Annotated in this window: 25 protein-coding genes; 17 read left to right on the forward strand and 8 right to left on the reverse strand. The window is 65.0% G+C overall.

Annotated features, from left to right (window positions below; translation table 11 throughout):
• Positions 1–31 precede the first annotated feature (31 nt).
• The 3 genes from DVO78_RS05635 to DVO78_RS05645 form a co-directional block, all read right to left on the reverse strand.
• Positions 32–553: a DUF3830 family protein gene (locus DVO78_RS05635; protein WP_120003996.1), complete on the reverse strand. Its 522-nt coding sequence runs from the start codon at positions 551–553 to the stop codon at positions 32–34.
• 14 nt (positions 554–567) lie between these two features.
• Complete coding sequence (locus DVO78_RS05640) at positions 568–2,001, reverse strand: amidase (protein ID WP_120003834.1); 1,434 nt, start codon at positions 1,999–2,001, stop codon at positions 568–570.
• Positions 2,002–2,096: 95 nt separating this feature from the next.
• Positions 2,097–3,092: a D-2-hydroxyacid dehydrogenase gene (locus tag DVO78_RS05645; RefSeq protein WP_120003835.1), complete on the reverse strand. Its 996-nt coding sequence runs from the start codon at positions 3,090–3,092 to the stop codon at positions 2,097–2,099.
• An 80-nt stretch (positions 3,093–3,172) separates the two neighbouring features.
• Between DVO78_RS05645 and DVO78_RS05650 the strand changes: the two genes are divergently transcribed.
• The 11 genes from DVO78_RS05650 to DVO78_RS05700 all read left to right on the forward strand — a co-directional run bounded on the left by DVO78_RS05650 (position 3,173) and on the right by DVO78_RS05700 (position 14,266).
• Entirely contained in the window at positions 3,173–4,105 is a 933-nt protein-coding gene (locus DVO78_RS05650) for a maleate cis-trans isomerase family protein (protein WP_202912094.1), read from the forward strand.
• Entirely contained in the window at positions 4,102–4,872 is a 771-nt protein-coding gene (locus DVO78_RS05655) for a maleate cis-trans isomerase family protein (RefSeq protein ID WP_120003836.1), read from the forward strand. Before DVO78_RS05650 ends, DVO78_RS05655 begins: the two co-directional genes overlap by 4 nt.
• Before the next feature lie 36 nt (positions 4,873–4,908).
• Positions 4,909–5,595 (forward strand): GntR family transcriptional regulator, encoded by a 687-nt coding sequence (locus DVO78_RS05660; RefSeq protein WP_120003837.1) that lies wholly within the window; start codon positions 4,909–4,911, stop codon positions 5,593–5,595.
• A gap of 2 nt (positions 5,596–5,597) precedes the next feature.
• Complete coding sequence (locus DVO78_RS05665; protein WP_120003838.1) at positions 5,598–6,788, forward strand: PucR family transcriptional regulator; 1,191 nt, start codon at positions 5,598–5,600, stop codon at positions 6,786–6,788.
• 174 nt (positions 6,789–6,962) lie between these two features.
• Complete coding sequence (locus tag DVO78_RS05670; protein WP_120003839.1) at positions 6,963–8,378, forward strand: GntP family permease; 1,416 nt, start codon at positions 6,963–6,965, stop codon at positions 8,376–8,378.
• A gap of 54 nt (positions 8,379–8,432) precedes the next feature.
• On the forward strand, positions 8,433–9,209 hold the full coding sequence (locus tag DVO78_RS05675; RefSeq protein WP_120003840.1) for a 3-hydroxybutyrate dehydrogenase: 777 nt from the start codon (positions 8,433–8,435) through the stop codon (positions 9,207–9,209).
• Positions 9,210–9,258: 49 nt separating this feature from the next.
• The gene (locus tag DVO78_RS05680; protein ID WP_238385158.1) at positions 9,259–10,050 is read left to right on the forward strand and encodes a CoA transferase subunit A; all 792 of its coding nucleotides are present in this window, start codon (positions 9,259–9,261) and stop codon (positions 10,048–10,050) included.
• A gap of 20 nt (positions 10,051–10,070) precedes the next feature.
• Positions 10,071–10,727, forward strand: coding sequence for a CoA transferase subunit B (locus DVO78_RS05685; protein WP_120003842.1), 657 nt, complete (start codon positions 10,071–10,073; stop codon positions 10,725–10,727).
• Between the two features lie 165 nt (positions 10,728–10,892).
• Complete coding sequence (locus DVO78_RS05690) at positions 10,893–11,609, forward strand: TetR/AcrR family transcriptional regulator (RefSeq protein WP_157983885.1); 717 nt, start codon at positions 10,893–10,895, stop codon at positions 11,607–11,609.
• A complete protein-coding gene (locus tag DVO78_RS05695) occupies positions 11,606–12,604 on the forward strand; it encodes an ABC transporter ATP-binding protein (RefSeq protein WP_120003844.1) in 999 nt (332 codons plus the stop codon). The genes DVO78_RS05690 and DVO78_RS05695 overlap by 4 nt, the downstream gene beginning before the upstream one ends.
• A complete protein-coding gene (locus DVO78_RS05700; RefSeq protein ID WP_120003845.1) occupies positions 12,605–14,266 on the forward strand; it encodes an ABC transporter permease in 1,662 nt (553 codons plus the stop codon).
• Positions 14,267–14,296: 30 nt separating this feature from the next.
• Here the strand turns inward: DVO78_RS05700 and DVO78_RS05705 are convergent, their stop codons facing one another.
• Positions 14,297–14,917 (reverse strand): SRPBCC family protein, encoded by a 621-nt coding sequence (locus DVO78_RS05705; protein ID WP_120003846.1) that lies wholly within the window; start codon positions 14,915–14,917, stop codon positions 14,297–14,299.
• A 106-nt stretch (positions 14,918–15,023) separates the two neighbouring features.
• Here DVO78_RS05705 and DVO78_RS05710 point away from each other — a divergent pair, with 106 nt between their 5' ends.
• Complete coding sequence (locus DVO78_RS05710) at positions 15,024–15,584, forward strand: TetR/AcrR family transcriptional regulator (RefSeq protein WP_120003847.1); 561 nt, start codon at positions 15,024–15,026, stop codon at positions 15,582–15,584.
• A 53-nt stretch (positions 15,585–15,637) separates the two neighbouring features.
• Here DVO78_RS05710 and DVO78_RS05715 read toward each other — a convergent pair whose 3' ends face one another.
• Positions 15,638–16,318 (reverse strand): DUF4386 domain-containing protein, encoded by a 681-nt coding sequence (locus DVO78_RS05715; RefSeq protein WP_120003848.1) that lies wholly within the window; start codon positions 16,316–16,318, stop codon positions 15,638–15,640.
• A 102-nt stretch (positions 16,319–16,420) separates the two neighbouring features.
• Here DVO78_RS05715 and DVO78_RS05720 point away from each other — a divergent pair, with 102 nt between their 5' ends.
• Entirely contained in the window at positions 16,421–16,855 is a 435-nt protein-coding gene (locus tag DVO78_RS05720; RefSeq protein ID WP_120003849.1) for a hypothetical protein, read from the forward strand.
• Entirely contained in the window at positions 16,855–17,070 is a 216-nt protein-coding gene (locus tag DVO78_RS05725; protein ID WP_120003850.1) for a helix-turn-helix transcriptional regulator, read from the forward strand. The genes DVO78_RS05720 and DVO78_RS05725 overlap by 1 nt, the downstream gene beginning before the upstream one ends.
• A gap of 4 nt (positions 17,071–17,074) precedes the next feature.
• On the opposite strand, the gene DVO78_RS05730 is transcribed toward DVO78_RS05725, so the two are convergent.
• The 3 genes from DVO78_RS05730 to DVO78_RS05740 are packed head-to-tail and all read right to left on the reverse strand — an operon-like array spanning position 17,075 to position 20,226.
• Entirely contained in the window at positions 17,075–17,761 is a 687-nt protein-coding gene (locus tag DVO78_RS05730) for an MOSC domain-containing protein (protein WP_120003851.1), read from the reverse strand.
• A gap of 25 nt (positions 17,762–17,786) precedes the next feature.
• Positions 17,787–18,344: a thioesterase family protein gene (locus DVO78_RS05735; RefSeq protein WP_120003852.1), complete on the reverse strand. Its 558-nt coding sequence runs from the start codon at positions 18,342–18,344 to the stop codon at positions 17,787–17,789.
• 34 nt (positions 18,345–18,378) lie between these two features.
• Positions 18,379–20,226 carry an ABC transporter ATP-binding protein gene (locus tag DVO78_RS05740; protein WP_120003853.1) on the reverse strand — a complete coding sequence of 616 codons (1,848 nt, stop codon included), beginning with the start codon at positions 20,224–20,226 and terminating at the stop codon, positions 18,379–18,381.
• A gap of 139 nt (positions 20,227–20,365) precedes the next feature.
• Here DVO78_RS05740 and DVO78_RS05745 point away from each other — a divergent pair, with 139 nt between their 5' ends.
• The 3 genes from DVO78_RS05745 (at position 20,366) to DVO78_RS05755 (ending at position 22,717) form a co-directional block, all read left to right on the forward strand.
• Positions 20,366–20,941, forward strand: a complete 576-nt coding sequence (locus DVO78_RS05745; protein ID WP_157983886.1) for a TetR/AcrR family transcriptional regulator — start codon at positions 20,366–20,368, stop codon at positions 20,939–20,941.
• A gap of 187 nt (positions 20,942–21,128) precedes the next feature.
• A complete protein-coding gene (locus DVO78_RS05750) occupies positions 21,129–21,911 on the forward strand; it encodes an ABC transporter ATP-binding protein (RefSeq protein ID WP_120003855.1) in 783 nt (260 codons plus the stop codon).
• Positions 21,908–22,717: an ABC transporter ATP-binding protein gene (locus DVO78_RS05755; protein WP_202912095.1), complete on the forward strand. Its 810-nt coding sequence runs from the start codon at positions 21,908–21,910 to the stop codon at positions 22,715–22,717. Before DVO78_RS05750 ends, DVO78_RS05755 begins: the two co-directional genes overlap by 4 nt.
• The last annotated feature ends 8 nt before the right edge of the window (positions 22,718–22,725 follow it).

A 22,725-nucleotide genomic window follows, 5' to 3' on the forward strand; every position in this document is an offset into this window, starting at 1 on the left:
AGGCACCCTGTGAAGGACCTGCTGGCGGGTTTCAGTCCTGGTGCGAGCGGGCGAAGGTGAGCTTCTCGCCGCGAGCCCCGTCCATCCAGATGGACTGACAGGCCTGGGCCAGCTCATCCAGTCCCTCCACGATGGTGGCGAAGACATTGCCTGGCACCCAGCCCTGATCACCGTTGATCAGCAGATTGTTCCGCCCGTAGAACACCGCCAGATCGATGATCGCTTTGGCGCCGGCCGGCTCGGGAGCCCGCACATCAGCTTCCTGCTCGTAGCCGTAGGCGGGATTGCCCAGATCATCGGAGTCGAAGGAGAAGTAGCAGACGTCCCCGGGGATCGGAGTCACCGTGGTGTTCTCCTTGCCAGGTTCAACCGAGGCGAAGGCGGGCACCAGGTGATAGATCTCATTGCGCGCGTACTTGCCGTGATAGACCTGCCCAGACTGCGGCAGGGCCTCCCAGACGGCGGCGCAGGTGCGCGGGGCGGCGTCGTCGAGCAGTACGGCCAGGGCGGTGACCCCGCGCTTCTCCAGCGTGATGGTGAGGTACCGTGCCACTGACACCGCCGTTCTCAGCCCGCCGCCGAGGCGGCGTGGGGCGGCACGGGCCGGGCGAAGGCCTCTCCAGAGGCTTTTTCATAGGCACGGGCCGCGCGCAGCACCAGCTGGTCCTGAGTACGGGCACCTACGAACTGCAGTCCCACCGGCAGCCCGTCAGAGGCCACACCACAGGGCACTGAGGCCGCCGGCTGCTGGGTCATATTGAAGGGGTAGGTATAAGGGGTCCAGGAGGTCCACAGGTCCGACTTCCACCCTAGAGGCGCCTGGCGGGTGCAGTCGAACGCCGTGATCGGCATGGTGGGGGTGACCAGCAGGTCGTACTTCTCATGGAAGGCGCCCATCAGCACCCCAAGGTCCATGCGCACCGCAGTGGCCTCCAGGAAATCCAGCGCTGTGGAGTCGGCATACTGCTCGATGCCGGCTCTGAGATCAGGGTCCACTTTGCTGAGCGCATCTGGGCCGTAGGCAGCCACCACTTTCGCTGCGCCGGTGAACCAGAGCACGTGGAAGGGCTCCACCGGGTCCTCGAACCCCGGGTCGACCTCCTCGATGACGGCACCGGCAGCCTCCAGGACCTTCACCGCCTCACGCACCAGGCGCTCCACCTCGGGGGCATTCTCGCCGAATCCGAGTGTCGGGGAGAACGCGATGCGCAGTCCCTCCACGCCATCCTCGAGCCCAGCACTGTACGAACCACTGGGCGTGGGCAGCGCATGCCAGTCCCGGGAGTCGAAGCCGGTGATGACGTCCATCAGCATCGCCGCGTCCTTCACCGTACGGGTCATCGGGCCTGCGTGAGCCAAAGTGCCGAAGGGGGAGGCCGGGAACATCGGCACTGTGCCGAAGGTCGGCTTCAGCGCAAAGGTACCGGTGAAGGAAGCAGGGATGCGCACTGATCCGCCCGCATCAGTACCCACTGACCACGCCCCCATCCCGGCACCGACTGCCGCGGAAGAGCCTCCCGAGGATCCACCGGCGGTGGTGGCCGGGTTCCAGGGGTTGCTGGTCGGCCCGTAGCGGATGCTGTCGGTGGTGCCCTTCCAGGCGAATTCGGGGGTGGTGACCTTGCCCAGCAGCACTGCACCGGTCCCACGCAGCCGGGCTACACAGGGAGCGTCAGCGTCCCACGGCCCAGCGTCATCGATCAGGGTGGAACCGCGCAGAGTGGGCCACCCCTTGGTGATGAAGATATCCTTGATCGAGGTCGGGACACCATCGCCGATGCCCAGGGTCTCTCCTGATTTCCAGCGGGCGGCCGATTCCTCGGCTGAGGCGAGGGCTGACTCCCGGTCCACCAGCACAAAGGCGTTGAGGTCGCCGTCGCGCTCCTCGATCCGGTCCAGGGCCGCCTCGGCGGCATCCACGGGAGTGAACTCCCCGGCGGCGTAGCCCTCCACCAGCTCTGCAGCAGTCAGATCCGCGAGATCTGTCGGCGTGGTCTCCATGGGTCAGTTCCTCCCTCACTCCGTATTGCGTGGACGTATCTTTATGGTGTTGATCGGCTGTCAGAGCCTCAGTCAGAACTATAGGGCCACGCCCATCATGTGGAGGGCCGGGGCACATATCCCTTGGACTTGTCCACCACGTTGACCAGGCCCTCTCCGTCCAGCCAGCGCTCAGCGTTGCTGAGGAACAGCTCCGCCAGGGTATCCCGCCAGCCGTGCACATCGCCGGACATATGGGCTGCGATCATCACATTGTCCAGACCCCAGAGCGCAGACTCAGCCGGCAGCGGCTCCTGGGCGAACACGTCCAGGGAGGCGAACCCCAACGGCCCCTCCCGCAGGGCCTCGACCAGCGCCTGCTCATCCACTGAGGCGCCGCGGCCAATGTTGATCAGATGCGCCCCGGGCTTCACCGCGGCAAGGGTGACCGGACCGATCAGCCCGGTGGTGGCAGCAGTCAGGGGGGCGGCGTTGACGATGATGTCGAACTCCCCCACGTGCTCCTGCAGGGTTTCGGAGAGCACGACGACGCCGAAGTCCTGGTCCTCGTCCCGCGCGGTGCGGCCTGCCCCGGTCACCTCGATGCCCACTGCCCTGAGCAGCCGGGCGATCTCCCGGCCGATGGCTCCGGTGCCGATCACCAGGGCCTTAGCCCCTTGAACTCGCTTGGTCTCACGGTGGTACCAGGTGGCGGCGGCCTTGTGGCGGTAATTGCCGGCGAAGTCTTTGGCCTCGGCCAGCACAGCCCCCAGCACCCATTCGGCGATGGGCCGGTCGAAGACTCCCTGCGCATTGGTCACCACGACCTCTGAATCACGCAGGTCATCAAAGATCAGGGTGTCTACCCCTGCGGCCGCGACATGGATCCACTTCAGCCGGTCGGCCGCCGGCCATGCCTTCTGCAGCGCCCCGGAGAAGAAGTCCCAGAGGAACAGGGCGTCGGAGCCGGCAATGTCCTCAGCAAGGTGCTCGGCGTCGGTATAGCGGATGTCAGAGCGGTCAGCGATCCTGTCGAGCCCGGGAGGGGTCCGGTGCGGCGAGTCCGGGTCGGAGGGACGAAGCACCGTGATGACCGGACGAGACTCTGACATGGGTGCTACATTAGGAACTCAATCTGCAGATTGTCAACAATCCTGCAGCACATGTTCCCGCCACACGTGAGGGGTCCACTGTGACGCACTTCCACAGCACACATCCCGGCGGCACAGACACTCCGCTGGCAGTGCCAGTGGGCACCGTTGTGCCCTACGACATGGCCCTGGACCGGGAACTTCGGCAGTTCTCGCGGGACCGCTACGGGTTCGAGCAGTTGGACCTGCTGTTCACCCGCACTCCGTTCGAACCGCTGGCGGTGACCGTCGAACAGGCGCGGGAGATCTCCCGGCCCGAGCTGATCACCGCTGCAGTGCGTGCGGTCTCCGCCGCAGCCCCGGCCGGCTATATCTACGGCTGCACCTCAGGCAGCTTCGTGCGCGGACTGGCCGGCGAGCGCCGGTTGACCGAGGCGATCTCCGAAGCAGGCAGGGAAGCGGCTTCGGCCGCCGCGTTCGCCGTGGACACCGCCGGCGCCTATGAGTCGCCCTCCCCCGCGCCCGATCCCTCCCAGCCGCCGGCCGCCCTCACCACCTCCGGGGCGCTGTTGGAGGCTGTCCACGCCCTAGGAGCGCGAAGTGTCGCTGCGGCCACCCCTTACGACCAGGCGGTCGGTGCTCTCTTCGGACGGTTCTTCGCCGAGGCCGAGGTGGAACTGGTGCACACTGCGAATCTGGGGCTCAGCGGCAGGATCTGGACTGTCCCCTGGGAGGACACCTACGAGTTAGTCCGCCGCGCCGACTCCCCTGACGCCGATGCGGTGCTGATCTCCTGCACCAACCTTCCCACCTACGAGGTGCTTGATCAGCTGGAGCAGGACCTCGGCAAACCGGTCATCTCGGCCAATCAGGCCACGGTATGGGCTGCGCTGCGGCAGGCCGGCCGGGAGTACTTCGGCCCTGGCGCAGCGCTGCGCCGAGCATGCCTGGGTGAGAACGCCCGCGGAGCCGGTCCGGACACGGCCTGTGCGGCCGCCCGGTCATTCGACTCCCAAGGAGCAGCACACCCATGAACAACCCCGTCACCGTCGGCATCCTCTACCCCGGCCATGCCGCCGAGGATGACTATCCTGCCTTCGAAGCCGTCCTGGAGGCCCACCGCGCCCCACCCGCTGTCCACCTGCCGGTCAGCATCACCACTATCGGGGTGGATGAGCACACCCCTGAGGCGCTCCTGGAGACCGGCTCCGCTGCCCGGCTCGCCGAGGGCGCCGGCCGACTCCTGCAAGAACAGCCGGTCGACTCGATGATGTGGGCCTGCACCTCCGGGAGCTTCGTCTACGGGTGGGAAGGTGCTCATCAGCAGGCCCAACAGTTGTCAGAGGCATCGGGCCTTCCGGCCTCCTCGACGTCACTGGCCTTCGCGCGCGCCCTGGAGGCTCTCGGCGTCTCCACCGTGGCGGTGGCGGCGTCGTACCCGGAGGAGCTGGCCTCCTATTTCCGTAAGTTCCTGCGGGCAGGCCGGATCGAGGTGGTAGCCTTTGCCGCCCATGGGGTCTTCACCGCCCACGCCGTGGGCCGGATGGGAGGCAAGGAGATCATGACCATGGTCCAGGCGGTGGACGTGCCGGAGGCCGAGGCAGTGCTGGTGCCGGACACTGCCATGCACTCCCTGCTGTGGATCGAATCGCTCGAACAGGCGTTGGGCAAGCCGGTGCTGACCGCCAACCAAGTCACCATCTGGGAGGGCATGCGGACCGCCGGGGTCGCCCAGCCGCAGCTTCCCAGACTGGGCTCGCTGTTCAGCGCCGAGGGCGCCGCCGAAGAAGACACCGCCTAAAATTTGATTGTCAACAATCCCTGAATCGGAGCGTCCATGTCCAGTCCCCAGCCGTTCACACGGGTCAACCGCGAATCCACCGCCGGTCTGATCACCCGTCAGCTCCGTGAGGCGATCATGTACGGCAGGCTGGCTCCCGGGGCCCAGCTCTCCGAGGCTGCCCTGGCGGCCCAGTTCGGGGTGAGCCGGGGGCCGCTGCGTGAGGCCACCCAGCGTCTGGTCCAGGAAGGGCTGGTCCACGCTGAACCCAACCGGGGACTGTTCGTCAAGGAGCTCAACGACCACGAGATCAAGGATCTCTACGCTGCACGGATCGCCATTGAGACTGCCGCCGGACGCAGCATCATCCGTGAGCAGCGGCAAGAGGCCGTGACCGCACTGCGGGCCGCCTACGAGGCCATGCAGACCGCGGCGGAGAAAGGCGACCTGGAGGAGCTCTCCGATGCGGACCTGCATTTCCACGAGGTGCTGGTCGCCAGCGCCGGCAGCCCGCGGCTGCACCGGATGCACCAGACCCTGATGGTGGAGACCCGGATGTGCCTGACCGCGCTCCAAGGCACATACCGCGACCCGGAGGATCAGGTGGCCGAGCACCGCCGGATCGCCGAGGCCATCGCCTCCGCGGATGCAGAAGGCATGGTCGAGGCGGTGGAGTCGCATATGCAGGAGGCGCTGGACAGGCTGAGCCACAGCCAGGGTGCTGCGCCGAAGGCCAAGGTATAGGGGTGACCGGCGTGCCATCCCAGGCCACGCGCCCGCACTTCGGGGATGGGCCGTGGGACAGACTGCTCGATGAGCTGGCCCATGACGACTCCATTCTGGAGCAGACCGTGCGGAGGATCCGCGCGACCGTTCCTGGATACGACGATGTTCCCACCGAGGCACTCCAGGCCTCAGTGCGCAGAAACCTCGCGCTGAGCATCCGCACGATTCGCACCGGCGCCCAACCCCGTCCTGAGGATGTCGACGAAGCCGATTCCTTGGCCGCGGAGCGGCACGCCCAGGGTGTGCCGATCGGCAGTATGCTCGCTGGGTTCCGGATCTGCATGTCCGGAATCCTGGACAAGCTGGTGCACCGTGCACCGTTGGCCGGGATTCCCACCGATCAGGTGCTGGACTCCTCGATCCTCTTATGGTCCTTGGGTGATGCCTTCTCCTCACGCGCAGGAGTGGTGTACCAGGAGCGGGAAGTCTCACGGATGCTGGCAGACTCCTCCCGCCGGACCGAATGGATCGGCAATGTGGTGGCCACCCAGATGGATCCGGCAGAACTGCTGCGCGGGGCGGCTCTCTACAACGTGCCCACCACAGAGCCGGTGTGCGCCGTCGTCGTCAACTCCACCGCCGAGCAGAGCCGGCAGCGGCTGCACCGATGGGCGGACTCGACCGGGACGGAGCTGCTGACCGCCGTGCGCGCCGGCTCTCTGGTCGGGATCATGCTGGGCACTCCTGTGCCTTCTGTCCAACCCAAGGGCATCACCGTGGGCATCGGTCATCTGGTGACCCTGGAGTCACTGCCCAAGTCGTTCGAAGCGGCCTCGCTGGCGCTCAAGGGTGCTGAATGCACAGGGCAGACCGGCGCGGTGGACGTGGAGCGGCTCTCCTGGCGCCTGGCCGTTCATACCACTCCGGAAGTCACCTCCATGCTCTGCGAGCAGTATCTGCAGCCATTGGAGGACCAAGGAGCCTTCGGGGAGAACATGCTCGAAGCAGTGCAGGCCTACCTGCGCCATCGGATGAACATCCCGGCAGCGGCCCAGAGCATCCCGGTGCACGTCAACACGCTGCGCTACCGCCTGGAGCGGTTCAGAGCGTTGGTCGGTGCTGATCTCGGTGACGTCGACACCTTGGTGGAACTGTCGTGGGCCCTGGCTGCACGCGCTGGAACTGGGAACAACCACCCTCCCCATTCGTAGCCAGCTACAAAATTCTGCACTGACCATTGAACGCACAGATGTAGCGCCGCACGCCTCATTGGCAGCATGCTGAACGTTAATGAGATCCCGATCACACTGTCGACGCTGATCGGTTCCGCAACCGCATTCTGTTCTGCTGGCGTCCTGACGCCCACTACCCTCCGAGGAGAACCCATGACCGTGGCCATTATCGGCATCATTGCCTCATTGGTGCTGCTGATCACCCTGGCCTATCGAGGGGTTCCTGTGATCATCGCCGCCCCGATAGCATCCGTCGTTGCTGTGGTGTTCTCAGGAGCGCCCATTCTCGCCTCCTACACCGAAATCTTCATGCCCGCGATGGCTGACTTCGTCGGCAGCTGGTTCCCGGTGTTCCTCACCGGCGCGATCTTCGGTGTGCTGATGACCATCACCGGCTACGCGGAGAGCATCGCCCGCACAGTCACCCAGCTGGTCGGCGCCCGGAGCGCCATCGCTGCCACCGTGGTCACCTCGGCTCTGATGACCTACGGCGGCATCAGCTTGTTCGTGGTCGCCTTTGTGATGTACCCCCTGGCACGGGAGCTGTTCCGCGTGGCCGATATCCCACGCCGGCTCATTCCCGCCACCATCGCGCTGGGCATCTTCACCTTCACCATGACAGCCCTTCCCGGCAGTCCCCAGGTGCAGAACATCATCCCCGGCCAGTTCTTCGACACCGGGTCCTTCGCAGCCCCAGGCATCGGCCTGCTCGGGGGTCTGATGATCTTCGGACTCGGGATGACCTGGCTGGAGTACCGGCGGCATGCCCTGATGAAGAAGGAGGAGCGCTTTGACAGCCCGCAGAGCCGGCAGATCATCGGCGGCCCCTCTGACGACGGCGCAGCCGGCGAGGTCAAGACCCTGGCACCGCCTCACCAGCTGGTCCCGTTCCTGCCGCTTCTGACCGTCTTCGCAGTCAACTTTGCCTGCACCCTGGTGATCTTCCCCCGGCTGGACTGGAGCTACCTGCAGGAAGACCAGTTCGGCGGAATCGTGATGGACTCACGGGCCGGGCTGTGGGCGGTGCTGCTGGGCATCGTCTCTGCGATTCTGCTGATCCTCGCCCTGAACTTCCGGAACCTGAACGAACTGCGCATCGGCTTCACCGACGGCGTGAAACGCTCCATGCTGCCGATCTTCAGCACCGCCTCCGAGGTCGGCTACGGCGCGGTGGTCGCCTCGGTCGCAGCATTCGCGGTAGTGCGTGACTCAGTGTTCAACATGGGCCTCAACGCCCTGTGGACCTCGGTGATGACCGTCTCCATCACCGCTGGCCTGACCGGGTCCTCATCAGGAGGCATGACCATCGCCCTCAACGCCTTGGGTGAGGACCTCCGGGAACTGGCGGTCAATGATGGAGTCAGCCTGGAAGCCATGCACAGGCTCACCGCGATGGCCGCCGGCGGACTCGACACCCTCCCCCACTCAGGTGCCGTGGTCACCCTGCTGATCGTCTGCGGACTCACCCACCGGCAGGCCTATAAGGACCTGGGCATCGTGACCATCGGGGCCCCGGTGCTGACTGTGCTGATCCTGGGCGGGCTGGTCACCGCCGTCGGAAGCTTCTGATCCAGGATTCAGCAGCCCTGCGCCGGATCACCCCACACCACTCAAGGAGAAACGATGACCTCGAACCCCACCTCTATCTTTTCCGCACACACGCTGCAAGGCCGCCGCGCTCTGGTCACCGGCGGAGCCTCCGGCATCGGAGCCGCCTGCGTCAGGGCTTTCGCCGAAGCCGGTGCCACGGTGACCGTCGCCGACCTGGACGGCGAGGCAGCACGCCGGGTGGCCGCAGAAACCGGAGGTGAGGCCTGGGCGGTTGACCTCGCGGACACCACCGCCCTGGACGAGCTCAGCCTGGACATCGACATTCTGGTCCACAACGCCGGAATTCAACGGGTCTCCGCCATCGAAGAGTTCGATCCCGAAGCCTGGCGGCTGATCCACCGGCTGATGGTCGAGTCCCCGTTCCTGCTGACCCGGGCGGCGCTTCCAGGGATGTACCAGCGGGGATTCGGCCGGATCATCAACCTCTCATCGGTCCACGGACTGCGTGCCAGCGCCTTCAAATCAGCCTATGTGGCGGCCAAGCATGCTCTGGAAGGGCTCTCCAAGGTCACCGCATTGGAGGGCGCACAGCACGGAGTGACCTCCAACTGCATCAACCCCGCCTATGTCCGCACTCCCTTGGTGGAGAAGCAGATCGCCGACCAGGCCCGGATCCACGGCATCGCGGAAAGTGAGGTGGTGGAGAAGATCATGCTCACCGAGGCTGCTGTGAAACGGATGGTCGAACCCGAAGAGGTCGCTTCACTGGCGCTCTGGCTCGCCTCAGACGCCGCCGGTATGGTGACCGGAGCCTCCTACACCATGGACGGCGGCTGGAGCGCAAGCTGAATCAGACCCCCACACCACCTCAGATCGAACGCATTCACAGGAGGATACGTTGAGTTTCGATAAGACCATGGCAAGCGCAGCCGAGGCGGTTGCCGACATACACCACGGAGCCTCGCTGGCAGTCGGCGGGTTCGGCCTCAGCGGAAACCCGATCCAGCTGATCGAAGCCCTGTTGGAACAGGGCGCCTCAGACCTCTCCGTCGTCTCCAACAACTGCGGGGTCGACGGCTGGGGGCTGGGTGTGCTGCTCGCCGCCGAGCGGATCACGAAGATGACCTCCTCCTATGTGGGGGAGAACCGCGAATTCGCCCGCCAGTACCTTGAAGGAGAGCTGGAGCTGGAACTGGTCCCACAGGGCACACTGGCGGAGAAGATGCACGCCGGCGGGGCGGGAATACCGGGTTTCTACACCCGCACCGGAGTCGGCACCCAGGTCGCCGATGGCGGAATACCAGTCAGGTACGACGCCGCAGGCAACGTGGTCGAGGAGTCCGCACCGAAGGAGGTACGCCGCTTCCGCACCCATGAGGGAGAGGAGCTGGAGTACGTCCTGGAAGAGTCCATCGTCACCGACTACTCTCTGGTGCACGCCCTGCGCGGGGACCGCCACGGCAACCTGGTGTTCAACAAGTCCGCCAGGCAGTTCTCCCCGGCTGCGGCGATGTCAGGACGGGTCTGCATCGCCCAGGTGGAGGAACTGGTGGAACCGGGACAGATCGATCCCGACCAGGTGCATCTTCCTGGGGTGTTCGTCCACCGCATCGTCGAAGTGGGCTCCGAGATCGACAAACCGATTGAACGGCGCACGGTGACCACCACCGAGTCCGCAGAGCAGGCCTGAGCCGCAGAAGGAGGAACACCATGGAGACGACAACTTCCCAAGGCTGGACCAGGGACCAGATGGCCGCACGCGCAGCCCAGGAGCTGGTGGACGGATCCTACGTCAACCTAGGCATCGGCATGCCCACCCTGATCCCCAATCACATTCCGGCAGGACGCACCGTGGTGCTGCAGTCAGAGAACGGAATACTCGGCGTGGGGCCCTATCCCACAGAGAACAACGTCGATCCCGACCTGATCAATGCCGGCAAAGAGACGGTCACCGTCAACCCCGGTGCCGCGTTCTTCGACTCAGCGCTGAGCTTCGGCATGATCCGCGGCGGCAAGATCGACATCGCGGTACTGGGCGGGATGCAGGTGGCGGCCAACGGAGACCTCGCCAACTGGATGGTCCCGGGCAAGATGGTCAAAGGGATGGGCGGGGCGATGGACTTGGTGCACGGTGCCAAGAAGGTCATCGTGCTGATGGACCATCTCGCCAAAGACGGTTCGGCCAAGATCCTTCCCCGATGCACGCTGCCGCTGACCGGCCGGGCAGTGGTGGACCAGATCATCACCGACCTGGCCGTCATCGAGGTCACCGGCTCCCCGGAGGAGCCCAGGCTGCGCCTGGTGGAGACCGCCCCCGGTATCAGTGAGGCTCAGGTGCGGCAGTCCACCGGGGTTGAGCTGGTCTGAACCGGCAGCCAGGGCGGGTGCCCCTCCGCAGCGGGAGGGCACCTGCCCGCTGAACGCGACATCGCCGGCGTTCAGCGGTGTTGAGGTCTGAACAGTCGTTCAGCTAACGTCGTGATCCAGAGGCTGAATGCCTGTTCAGCCACAGATCTGCGGTCTCGGGGTGAGGTGACAACGTTGGTTTATCACTACGGCGGTGCCCGAGGCGCCTCAGCTGCGAAACGCGAGGCCAAGCAGCGCATCATCGATGCCGCCATCGAGCTCTACGCAGAACACGGCCTCGGCGCGGTCACCCTCAAGCAGATCGCAGCACTGGCCGAGGTCTCCGCCCCGCTGGTGATCCACCACTTCGGTTCCACGTCAGGGCTGCGCACCGCCTGTGACCAGGAGGCTGCCCGCCGGATATACGCATACAAGACCATGGCGGTGGCCATGGGAGAGCAGTTCACGTTCGAAGCGATGCTGCGGCAGTCCGCCGCTCATCGTCCGCTCCTGCGCTACCTGACCCAGGCCCTGATGGCCGGAGGCGAGGAGGTCGATGCGCTCATGGATCAGCTTGTAGACGATGCGGTGGCCTATACCACCGATGCAGTGGAGCAGGGCCTGGTCAGACCCAGTCCGAACGAGCGGCACCGGGCGGCCATGCTCCTGCTCCAAGGGCTCGGGGCGATGATGCTGCACCGCCAGATGAAGCGGCTGATCGGCACCAGCCCCATGGACGACCCGCCAGAGGAGTGGGGGCCATACATCCTCACCGTCTTCGACATCTACGCCCACGGTGTCTTCACACCTGGCGCCTATGACCATGCGCTGAGCCAGATCACCGCCCCGTCCGAAGCGCCCTCTGCACCACCACAGACCTCACAGAGAGGACCTGACTCATGAGCGAATCGCCACCGGTCATCCGCACCCAAGACCTGGTCAAGGAGTTCGGCCCGGTCCGTGCGCTGGACCATCTGAGTCTGAGCATCGCCCCAGGTGAGGTACACGGCTATCTGGGCCCCAACGGGGCCGGGAAGTCGGTCACCATGCGCATACTGCTGGGACTGCTGCGCCCGGACTCCGGCAGCGTGGAAGTCTTCGGCCGTGACCCATGGCGCGACGCGGTCTCCTTGCACGAGCGCCTGGCCTATGTGCCCGGCGACGTCGAGCTCTGGCCCAATCTCACCGGCGGCGAGGTCATCGATCTCTTCCTGCGGCTGCGCGGGCCCTATGACAAGGTCCGCCGCGATGAGCTGGTCGAGCGCTTCGGCTTGGACCCGCGGAAGAAGACCCGCACCTACTCCAAGGGCAACCGGCAGAAGGTCGCGCTGATCGCCGCACTGGCGGCCGACGTGGATCTGCTGCTGCTCGATGAGCCGACCGCAGGGCTCGACCCCCTGATGGAAGCGGTCTTTCAGGAGGTCGTCAAGGAGCTGAAGGACCAGGGCCGCTCAGTGCTGCTCTCCAGCCATATCCTGGCCCAGGTGGAGGCGCTCTCCGACCGGATCTCCATCATCCGCGCCGGTCATATTGTAGAGTCCGGCACGCTCTCCGAGCTGCGGCATATGACCCGGACCACCATCGAGGTGGAGACCGACCGCTCCGCTGAGTCCGTCGCAGGGCTCAGCTTTGTGCACGATGTCCACACCGAGGCCGAGCGCACGGTGTTCGAAGTGGACGGCGACCATGTGGGGGAGGTCATGAGCCTGCTCGCCGATCTGGGCATCCGCTCCATCGTGGCCCACCCGCCGACTCTCGAGCAGCTGCTGATGCGGCACTACGGCGATGACCTCTCCCAGCGCGGGGTCAGCAGCGGCACAGGAGCCGCGACGTCAGGGACCCGTGCAGACGCGGATGCGTCTGTGCGGGCCACGACGCGGACGAAGAAGGTGTCGTAGATGTCTGCTCCCGCGCTCTCCTCTGAAGCCCGGCGCGCGCCCAGCACAGCCTCTGAGCAGGCCACATTCGCCGGCACCGGCACGCTACTGGGGTTCATGCTGCGTCGCGACCGGATCCGCACCACTGCCTGGGTGCTGGGCATCACCCTGGCGGGCTTCTACTTCGCCCATGCAGTCAGCGTGGTCGCCGAGACTGAGGAGGATCTGGTCAGCCTGGCCTCGCTCTACGCCGACCCGGTAGGCCGGATGATGGTGGGGCCCGGGTTCGGTATGGATGCCCCCACCTATGAGCGCTTCTACGCCAGCGGCTACGCGTTGTTCATCTACGTTCTCATCGCCCTGTTCAGCATCTTCACCGTGGTCCGGCACTCTCGCGCCGAGGAGCAGGCCGGACGGGCCGAGCTGGTCCGGGCCAATGTCGTGGGGCGCCACGCCACTCTTACCGCAGCCCTGATCCTCACCCTCACGGCCAATGCGCTTGCTGCCGGCCTGGTCCTGGTGGCTGGGGTGAGCGCTGACTACGACGCCGCCGGCTCGACTCTGGTCGCGGCCTCTGGGCTGGCAGTGGGTCTCTTCTTCGCCGGGGCCACAGCGGTCACCGCCCAGCTCAGTGAGTCCTCGCGGGGTGCCTCCGCTTTGGCCGGCGGCCTGTTGGCGGTGGCCTATCTGGTGCGCATGGGAGGGGACGCGGCCGAGGTCGGCGGTTCGGGGCTGTCCTGGGCCTCACCACTGGGCTGGTCCCAGCAGACTGCACCCTTCGTGCTTGACCGCTGGTGGCCGCTGCTGCTGCTGATCGGCAGCGGAGCGGTGTTCATCGCGGCCGGCTACTGGCTCTCCACCAAGCGCGACATTGACGCCTCGCTGCTGCCCGGCAGGCTGGGCCGGGCTGAAGCCAAGCCGTCCTTGGGCACCCCGGCGGGCATGGCGTTCAGAACACTGAAGGGCGGGCTGCGCGGCTGGGGCATCGCCCTTCTGCTGGCCGGGCTGATGTTCGGCAGCTACGCGCAGACGATCCTCGACGCCGCTGACAGCCTGCCCCCGGAGATCTCCCAGATATTCGCCGGGGAAGATATGATGCTCGGCTACCTGGCGTATATGGCGGTGTTCATGGCCGTCTTCATCGCCGCCGCGGGCGTCAGCGGGCTCGGTCAGTTGCGCGGTGAGGAGACAAAGGGGCGTGCTGAGTACGGCATGTCCGCTCCGGTGAGCCGGCTCCGCTGGCTGGGATCGCATCTGCTGGTCCTGGTGGTCAGTCTGCTGCTGATTCTCTGCCTGGTGGGCCTGGGCATGGGCGTGGGGGCTGCGGCCACCTTGGAGCAGGACGGCGGTCAGTACTTCGGTCAGCTCTTCCTGGCCGGAGCGCTCCAGGCCCCGGCGGTGCTCGCGGTGATCGGCATCGTGACTGCCCTGTTCGGCTGGCTGCCGCGCGCCGCCACCGCCGTGGGCTGGGTGATCATCGGATTCGGCGGGGTGATGACGGCTTTCGGAGGGCTTTTGGACATCCCAGATGCCCTTGCCGAGCTCAATGTCTTCGGCCACCTGGCCGAGTACCCCGTGCAGGACATTGAATGGACACCCATTCTCTGGCTGAGCCTGATCTGCATGGCCGGCATCGTCCTCGGACTGATCGGCTTCCACCGCCGGGAGATCAACCGCGTCTGAGCCGGCTCCGCAGCCGCTGCAGCGTGTGCTTCAGCTGGACTCCGCGCCTTCTCGGATGGCTTCAAGGGTGGCCTCCATCATCGGGTCCATGGTCTGCTCCACAAAGGACTCCACCGCGGAGCGCAGCAGGCCGGTGGTGGGCATCAGCGAGTAGGTCCAGCTGAGCCGGGTGCCATCCCCTTCGGGAAGATACCTAAACTCAGCCACTCCGTGATCTACAGCCACCCGCTGGGTGGGTCGGGTGAAGCCCCAGATCATGTACTGGAACCGCTCTGGGCTGTCTACCAGCATCTCCTCAGCCAGGTAGTGACCGTCTTCGAACTCCACGCGACGTCGGAACCCTGCGCGCTCACCAATCTGTTCACTCCCCATCAGGGGCTGCGTGCCAACCACGGCGGGAGTTCCGTCCTCGAATTCGACCAAGTCCTCCAGGTTGAGCGAAGGATCATTGGCCCAGGTGTAGACCGTCTCCGGCGCTGTGTCGATGAACACCAAATGCGTGGTGGAGACATACCCTTCCTGCTGCAATGCGGGCCGCTCGCCCGGATAGCTGAGCGGGCTCAGTGGGGGCGTGAGGAACCACCACGCTCCTGCGCCGAGGGAAAGCGCTAAGGCGGAACCGATGATGAGTACTGTACGACGACGCGGCATGTAATCCTCCAGAATCAGCAATGCATTGTTGACACTGTCAACCTAAAGCTGTTTGGTTGACGTTGTCAACTGCATCGAGCAGCGCTCCGTTGGATAGGATCACAGAATGCCGAGTACTCGCGAAGCTCTCGTCACCGCCGCAACGGAACTGATCGACGCCGGGGGCGCGGAAGCCGTCACCCTGCGGGAGGTCGGACGGCGCGCAGGGGTCTCGCACAACGCTCCGTATAAGCACTTCCAGCACAAAGAGGCGCTGCTGGCGGCTGTGGCTGCTGAGGAACTGGGCGTCTATTCAGGCCTGCTCACCCTCGCCTCCGGTGCCGCACCGGCCCTCGATGAAGCGCTGCAGCACTATGTGGAACGCGCACTAGCCTATCCGGAACGCTTCCGCCTGGTCTACCGGAGGTGGAACACCGAGTCCGAGGAGCTTGCCCAGGCGGCCGCACTGGCCACGAGAGTCCTCGACGCTCTCATCGCACCGGCCCAGCAGGTGGGGCTGCTGCCAGCCGGGCCTGTGGAGCGCCAGGCCGATCTGCTGCGTGCGGTCACCCATGGCGCCATCGAGCTCACGCTCACCGGGCATCTGGGCAAACGGGGCGAGGCCCGCACCCCCGACCAGCTCGTCTCCGACTTCCTGGATATCCTTCGCGCCAACTCAGGCGCCTAGAAACCGCAGCTGCCCTGGAGCAGCATCCCGAGGAGACAGAACTCATCCCTCCCTCAGTCGGCGCGGGGCGCCCGGATGCCTCGAATGAGCAGATAGCCGATGGTCCAGAACTCGCCGATCGTGGCGGGGATAGTCAGCATATCGAGCAGCGGTGCGGGAAGCCCTGGAGCGGCAGCGGAAAGCAGGGCGTTGAGCACATAGCCGATGCCGCCCGCCATCAGTATCCAGCCGAGCACCGGCGGCATTCGCCGGGTGGAGACCATGAACCATCCCATGGGCATCAGCCATAGGCCGAAGAATACTGAACCGACGGCCCAGAACGCATCGGCAGCACTGAAACCGAGCGCGACGGCCGCCGCAGCGTCGTTGCCCGGAGCCAGCCCGGGGTCAGCCGCCACCTGCGAGGCCAAAATCAGGAATGCAGCGCTGCCGAGAATCGTGACCGCATTGGTCATGCCAAAAGCCGCCACGGCATAGGCTGCAACAGGCCGTTCAGCACGGAACAGTGCGTAGAGGCCGAGGGCGGCGGCGGCCTGTGCAATGACGATCAGCAGCTCGAAGGCGATTCCGAGATGTCCGAGCCAGGCCTGCTCCACGAGGTTGATAGAGGTTGCCGCAGGATCTTCCTCGCTGTGCAGCCGAGGACGAATGACCAGGAAGCCCACCACTCCGAACAAGGCGAGAGCGAGATATGCGGTTCCTGTCCACCGCGCAATGCGAACATCCGGAGACATGAGTCCTCCTGAGGTGTAAAATATTTTTCACATTCAAAGTAGACTCAGTCCAGCGATATGTCAATAATTTTTTACAGCAAGACTGTGAAGTGAGGCAACGTGATGGGGTACGCAGAACGCAACACATGGGCCCAGGTGATCACCAGCATCATCGCAGCGGCTGTCTATGCCGCCGTTCTGGTTCGGCGGCTGCGCATCCAGGCGACGCACGAGGTTCAGTGGGTGCAACCGATGCTGTGGACCATCGGTGCCACCATCGTGGCCGCCATCCTGCTGAGCATCGGCATTGGTATCGTCGCAGGGATGATCAACTCGGACACCGAGCACCGAGCCGATCTGCGCGACCTAGAGATCGACCGGTTCGGCAACCGCATCGGGCAGGCGTTTCTCCTTGCCGGAAGCCTCGGCGCCCTGATCCTTGCCATGGTCCGTGCTGACTGGTTCTGGATCGGCAATACCCTCTTCGCCGGGCTCTTCCTCTTTGCCGTGGTCGGCGGGATCGCGCGCCTTATCGCCTATCGACGAGGTTTCCAGTAGTGACCAAACCCACCCGTGTCACCAACTCCATCCGAGAGTTCCGCACCTCAGCAGGTCTGACCCAGATCGAACTCGCCGCACGCATCGGGGTCACCCGTCAGACGCTGATCGCCATCGAGAAGGGTAAGTACTCCCCATCCCTGGAGATGGCATTCCAGATCTCACGCGTCCTGGACACACCGCTGGATCACCTGTTCCACTACCCCGATGAATGAGCCATCAGCACAAGACGACCGGATCGCCGGAAGAGATGCTCCCCGGGGCGACGACACCAGCGTAAACTGCGGCGCACAGCTCCCTGTGCTCGCCGAGTAGCTTCAGCAATGCGCCCTCCGCCTCAGCACCGTCCTGGTTGATATCGATCATGCGGCAGCGCGGAATCCGGCGTTCGACCTCCAGGCGGACCTCCCCCACTGCCAGTTCGCAGCCGGCCCAGGTCTCCTCCACGAAGGGCTCTTCAGTGGCCAACACCAGGTTCACCCTCAGGCGCCTGGGGTCGGCATTGACGCCCCACCGCTCAACCATCCAGTCCAGTGTCGCGCTGCCGATGAGGGAGACCGCTCCTCCGTCATAGTGCGGGACTGCGGATTCCGCCCTCACCGTCACCGGAACGCCGAAGACTCCCGAGAGCTCGTCGTTCAGCTCGGGCTCGCCCACGGCCCAGGTGCACCCAGCACCGGTGATCTGCACTGAGGTCCCATACGTGGAGGCACTGTAACCGAAGACGGCGTCATGGCGGCGAAACCTGGTGCCGTTCTTTCCCGAGGCGAGTTTCCCGTCCTGGTCAGTCACCGCGTACCAGCGGTCGCCAGCCAACCCACGCGGGTCCACCTCTACAGTGCTCAGCGACTCCCCGCCCATGGATTTCACCGGGTACCGCCGGATCGACCTGATGCTCAGCTCCATAGTGTCACTTTATCCGGCGGGCAGCTCAGAAGTTTAGATGCGGGGCGGGCTTGCGGGAGGCCGGCAGGGCGAAGTCGCGGCGCCATGCCTTGAGATCCTCACTGACCTCGAAATTCTCCGGCGCCGGGTGGCCGCTTTCGGCAGCCATCTCCAGGATCTCCTCGATGGTGGCCGGACCGTTTGTGCCGATCAGCCGTCCGGCCACGTGGGCCCGGACGTAGATTTCGCCGTCAACCACCACACGGTGCTCGATGTAGAAGCACCGCTCGTCCACCCCGATCAGCTTGGTGTAGATCTGGAACTTGGTCCAGAAGTTCACCGATTTGCGGAAGGTGATCTGCTCAGCCTGCACCACCGGGTGCCAGCCGCGCTTCTTGGCGCCCTCCCAGAGCCCGGAACGGGCCATCATGTCATAGCGGCCCAGGTCGAAGAGGCTGAAGTACTGCCCATTGTTGATGTGCATCAGGATGTCCACATCGGTGGGCAAGGCCCGCAGGGTGATCTCGGCGGCCTCCCAGGGGGAGATGCGGGGGCGTCGTCGTGCCTTGAGCAGAATCAGCAGGGTGCGGAAGATCACGTGCATAGGACCAGGTTACTACTACTCGGTAGCTTGGGATTCACACCCGGGCCTCGATCTTCAGCGCAGCCACCAGATCCCGGTAGAACTCGGTGCTCCGCAGCAGCTCTTGGTGGGTTCCACGGCCGATGATGCGGCCGGAGTCCATCACCAGGATCTGGTCCGCCTCGATCACCGTGGAGAGCCGGTGGGCAATGGTCACCACCGCAGACTCCTGCGAGATCTCCGCAATCGCCTGCTGCACCGCGGACTCGGTGATGCCGTCCACCTGGGCGGTCGCCTCGTCCAGCAGCAGGATCCGCGGCCGAGCCAGCAGGGCGCGGGCCAGGGCAATACGCTGACGCTGACCTCCGGAGACATTGGTCTCGGTCAGCGGGGTGTCCAGACCCTCAGGCAGCTCGGAGATCTTCTCCGCCAGCCGGAGCCGCTGAAGCACCTCCTGCACCTCGGACTCAGTGGCCTCCGGGCGGGAGAACAGCAGGTTCTGCCGGATGCTCCCCGGCACCACGGGGGTCTCCTGCTCCACATAGGCGAAGGCTGCCCGCACCTGCGCGTGGTCGAGCTGCCCGTAGGGCACTCCGGCCAGCCGAATCTCTCCGGACTCAGGCTCCAGGAAACGCATCATGAGCGAAAGCATGGTGGTCTTGCCGGCCCCAGATGAGCCCACCAGCGCAAGGTGGCCGCGATGCGGGACACCGAGACTGACCTGCTCCACCGCGGACGTCGCGTCCTCTGAGTAACGAGCGGTGACGGCGTCGAACTCGATCAACGGCAGCTCCCCTGCGGTGCTGGCGTAGTCGATGCTGCTCTGCGTGGCTCCAATGGATCCGACGTCGCTCAGCTTGGCCTCGGCGGCCTGCAGGTCAGCGCCGTCGCGCCGCTCGGCAAGGATCCTGACATCGGCATCCCGGGACTCAACCTCCATCGTCTCAATCTGGGCGATCCGGCCAGCAGCAGCCATTCCGGACTGCAGTGTGGTCAGGTTCTGGGTCAGCTCGGACACCGGCCCCATCAGCCCCCAGACGTAGAGCAGGAAGGCAATCAGCGCGGAAACCGTGAGCTCACCGATCGAGACCCGGTAGGCGCCGAAGATCAGCACCATGATCACAGCACCTTCGACCCCCGTCCAGGCAGTGGTCCAGGCACCAGCCTGGATGCGCACCGACTTCAGGCTGAAGCGACGGGACTCGGAGACATGGTGCATCAGTGCGTCGAAACGCCGAGGTTCCGCTGAGGAGGATTTCACCGTCTTGATGGCACGCACGGTTCCTTCCAGCTCAGACCCCAGATCACTGAGAGCCGCCTGCGCTTTCTCCTCGACCTTGGAGATCTGCGGCATAAGCACCACGAAGGCGAGGAACACCACCGCCACCGCAGTCAGGGTGGCCCCCAGCAGAACAAGGTCCAGCCGGGCCATCAGCACCAGCGAGCCAATGATCATGATGGTGCCGTTGATCAGCCCGATGATCGAGTTCGACGCCGCCTGGTTGAGCAGTACGGTGTCTGAGGTGACCCGGGTGACCAGTTCACCGGGACCGCGGGAGAGCAGGGCGAAGACCCGCGCCCCGAGGTAGCGCAGGATCATCCGCTTCCGGGCGTCGAAAACGATATCCTCAGCCAGTCTTCCCAGCAGGATCCATTGGAACCAGCCGACGACCGCACCCAGAACCAGCAGACCGAGGAGCACCAGGACTGGATCACGCATGGAGCCTCCCAGGGCCAGGGTGTCGAGGATCCATTTGGTCACCATCGGGCTGGCCAGACCCATGGCCGAAACTGCCAGTGAGAGCACAAGCCCGAGCATCAGGACGTGGAGATAGGGACGCGCGAAGGACCACAGGATGCTCAGGCGTTGAGAGGTGGATGAGACGCTTATTGGATCGCTCATGGTCACTATTGAGACATATTTGTCTCATTATTGTCAACCAATAAGTCACTGTGCGCCTGAAAAGTCTTGTACTCTGTACACGTCAGGTGAGCCGGAGCTCGGCTCAGCGCGCCGCGACGAGAAGGGGAGCGAGCAAACAATGCCGGAGACCACACCTGCCGCCGAGCGCACTCGTCGAGCGATCCTGGAAGCGGGGATCGAGGTGCTTGCCTCCAACCCTGGGGCACCCCTGGCGGAGGTGGCCGCCGCAGCAGGGGTCTCGCGCAGCACCTTCCACCGGTACTTCTCCGACCGCAGCGCCCTGAAGAAGGCGGCCAATGAGCTGGCCGTCGAAGACTGGGCGGCTGCCGTGCAGCGCGCGAGACTCGGCGAGGGCACCGGCCTTGAGGCCTACCGCCGGCTCTGCGCGGAGCTCATGGACCACCTGCCCGCCCTGGTCTGGTGGATGAGCATCGCCGGCTCAGAGGATGCCCCCGCGGAGTATCAGGACGAGGATGAGACCGACCAGCAGATTGCGGCGATGCTGCGACGCGGCCACCAGGACGGCAGCATCGACCCAGAGCTGAGCGTGGAGTGGATCAGCAACTCGGTCTGGGCCATGCTCTACGCCGTCTACTTCATACCCGCCGAGGCGAAGATGAGCCGCTTCGACGCCCGCCAGCAGGCCCTACGCACACTGATCAAGGCCGCCGCAGCCGACCCCTCAACCGCCTGATTCCCGGGCACACTCCCTGACACGCAGAGCCCGCATGCTTCCGCTTAACGGAAAGCTAGTGACGATTCGGTAACTTTTTGTGACCTGACTCACATGTGGTGCTATGTTTTACCCTCAACAGTCCGAAATGTGAGGGAGGACACATGCAAAGCTGTGTGCTGAGTGCCAGCCTCTGCCGGGAGCCCACGTGCTGAGGGTCAGCAATGTCGAAGTCGTCTACAACGACGTCATCCAGGTGCTGCGCGGGGTGAGCCTCACTGCCGAACAGGGACGCATCACCGCCCTGCTCGGCGCCAACGGTGCCGGAAAGACCACGTTGCTGCGAGCGCTCTCAGGCCTGCTGGACATTCATGACGGAAAGGTCACCAAAGGCGAGATTCGGCTGGGCGAGCAGGCCATCCACACCTGGAACGCGCCGAAGATCGTCTCCGCGGGACTGGGACAGGTGCTGGAGGGCCGCAGAGTCTTCGCCGAGTTCACCGTCGAGGAGAACCTGCGGATCGGCGGGCACACCCGCCGTGGAGGACTCAGCGAATCCATCGACGAGATCTACGAGCTCTTCCCTGTGCTGGCTGAGCGGCGCCGTCGCACCGCCGGCTACCTCTCCGGCGGTGAGCAGCAGATGCTGGCCATGGGACGGGCTCTGGTGGCGCATCCGGAGGTGATTCTGCTCGATGAGCCCAGCCTGGGACTGGCCCCACGAATGGTCCAACAGGTCAAGGACCTGGTGGTGCGGGTCAACCAGGAGCGCGGCACCACCGTGCTGCTGGTGGAGCAGAACGCCATGATGGCCCTGTCAATCGCCAGCCACGGCTATGTCATGGAGCAGGGCAAGATCGTGATGGACGACGAGGCCCAGAACCTCCTGAACAATGAGGACATCCGGGACTTCTACCTGGGCCGGGGCGAGCTGTCCACCTCCTACCGCAATCTCAAGCATTACAAGCGCAGGAAGAGGTGGCTTTCGTGACAGCACAGGAGATCTGCGCAGTCGAGAATGTCGAGCTGAGCTTCGGCAGGGTCAAGGCCCTCAACGGAGTCAGCCTCAGCATCCGCGAGGCAGAGCTGTTCGCCGTCATCGGCCCCAACGGCGCGGGAAAGACCTCCATCTTCAACGTGCTCTCCGGGGTCTACCGGCCGCAGAAGGGATCGGTCACCTTCGGCGCGGAGTCCATCCTGGGCACCAAACCCCACCGAATAGCGCGCCGAGGCATGGCCCGCACCTTCCAGAACATCGAGCTGTTCGAGAACCTGACAGTGGTGGACAACCTGATGCTGGGCAGGCACCATCACCTGAACTACCAGTGGTTTGAATCCATCATCTGGTGGGGACGCACCCGCAGCAGCGAGCTGGCCAACCGGCGCAGGGTCGAGGAGATCATCGATTTCCTGGAGATCGAGGGGTACCGGGACCTGCCGGTGGGCATGCTGCCCTACGGCATCCAGAAACGAATCGAGCTGGGGCGGGCGCTGGCCATGGAGCCGAAGCTGCTGCTGCTGGACGAGCCGGTGGCCGGCATGAACGCAGAGGAGACCGAGGACATGGCCCGGTTCATCCTGGAGATCAGGTCGGAGCTGAAGATCCCGATGATTCTGGTCGAGCACGATATGGGCCTGGTCATGGACTTAGCAGACCGGGTGATGGCCATGGACTTCGGCACCCCGCTGGTCACCGGAACCCCGGAGGAGGTCCAGAACCACCCGGATGTGATTCGCGCCTACCTGGGCCCAGTCAGTGAAAAGACCATCACCGATGTCACCGACGAGGCGCCGTAAGGAGGACC

The sequence above is a fragment of the Nesterenkonia muleiensis genome, assembly GCF_003600155.1.
In the GTDB taxonomy this organism is placed as follows: domain Bacteria; phylum Actinomycetota; class Actinomycetes; order Actinomycetales; family Micrococcaceae; genus Nesterenkonia; species Nesterenkonia muleiensis.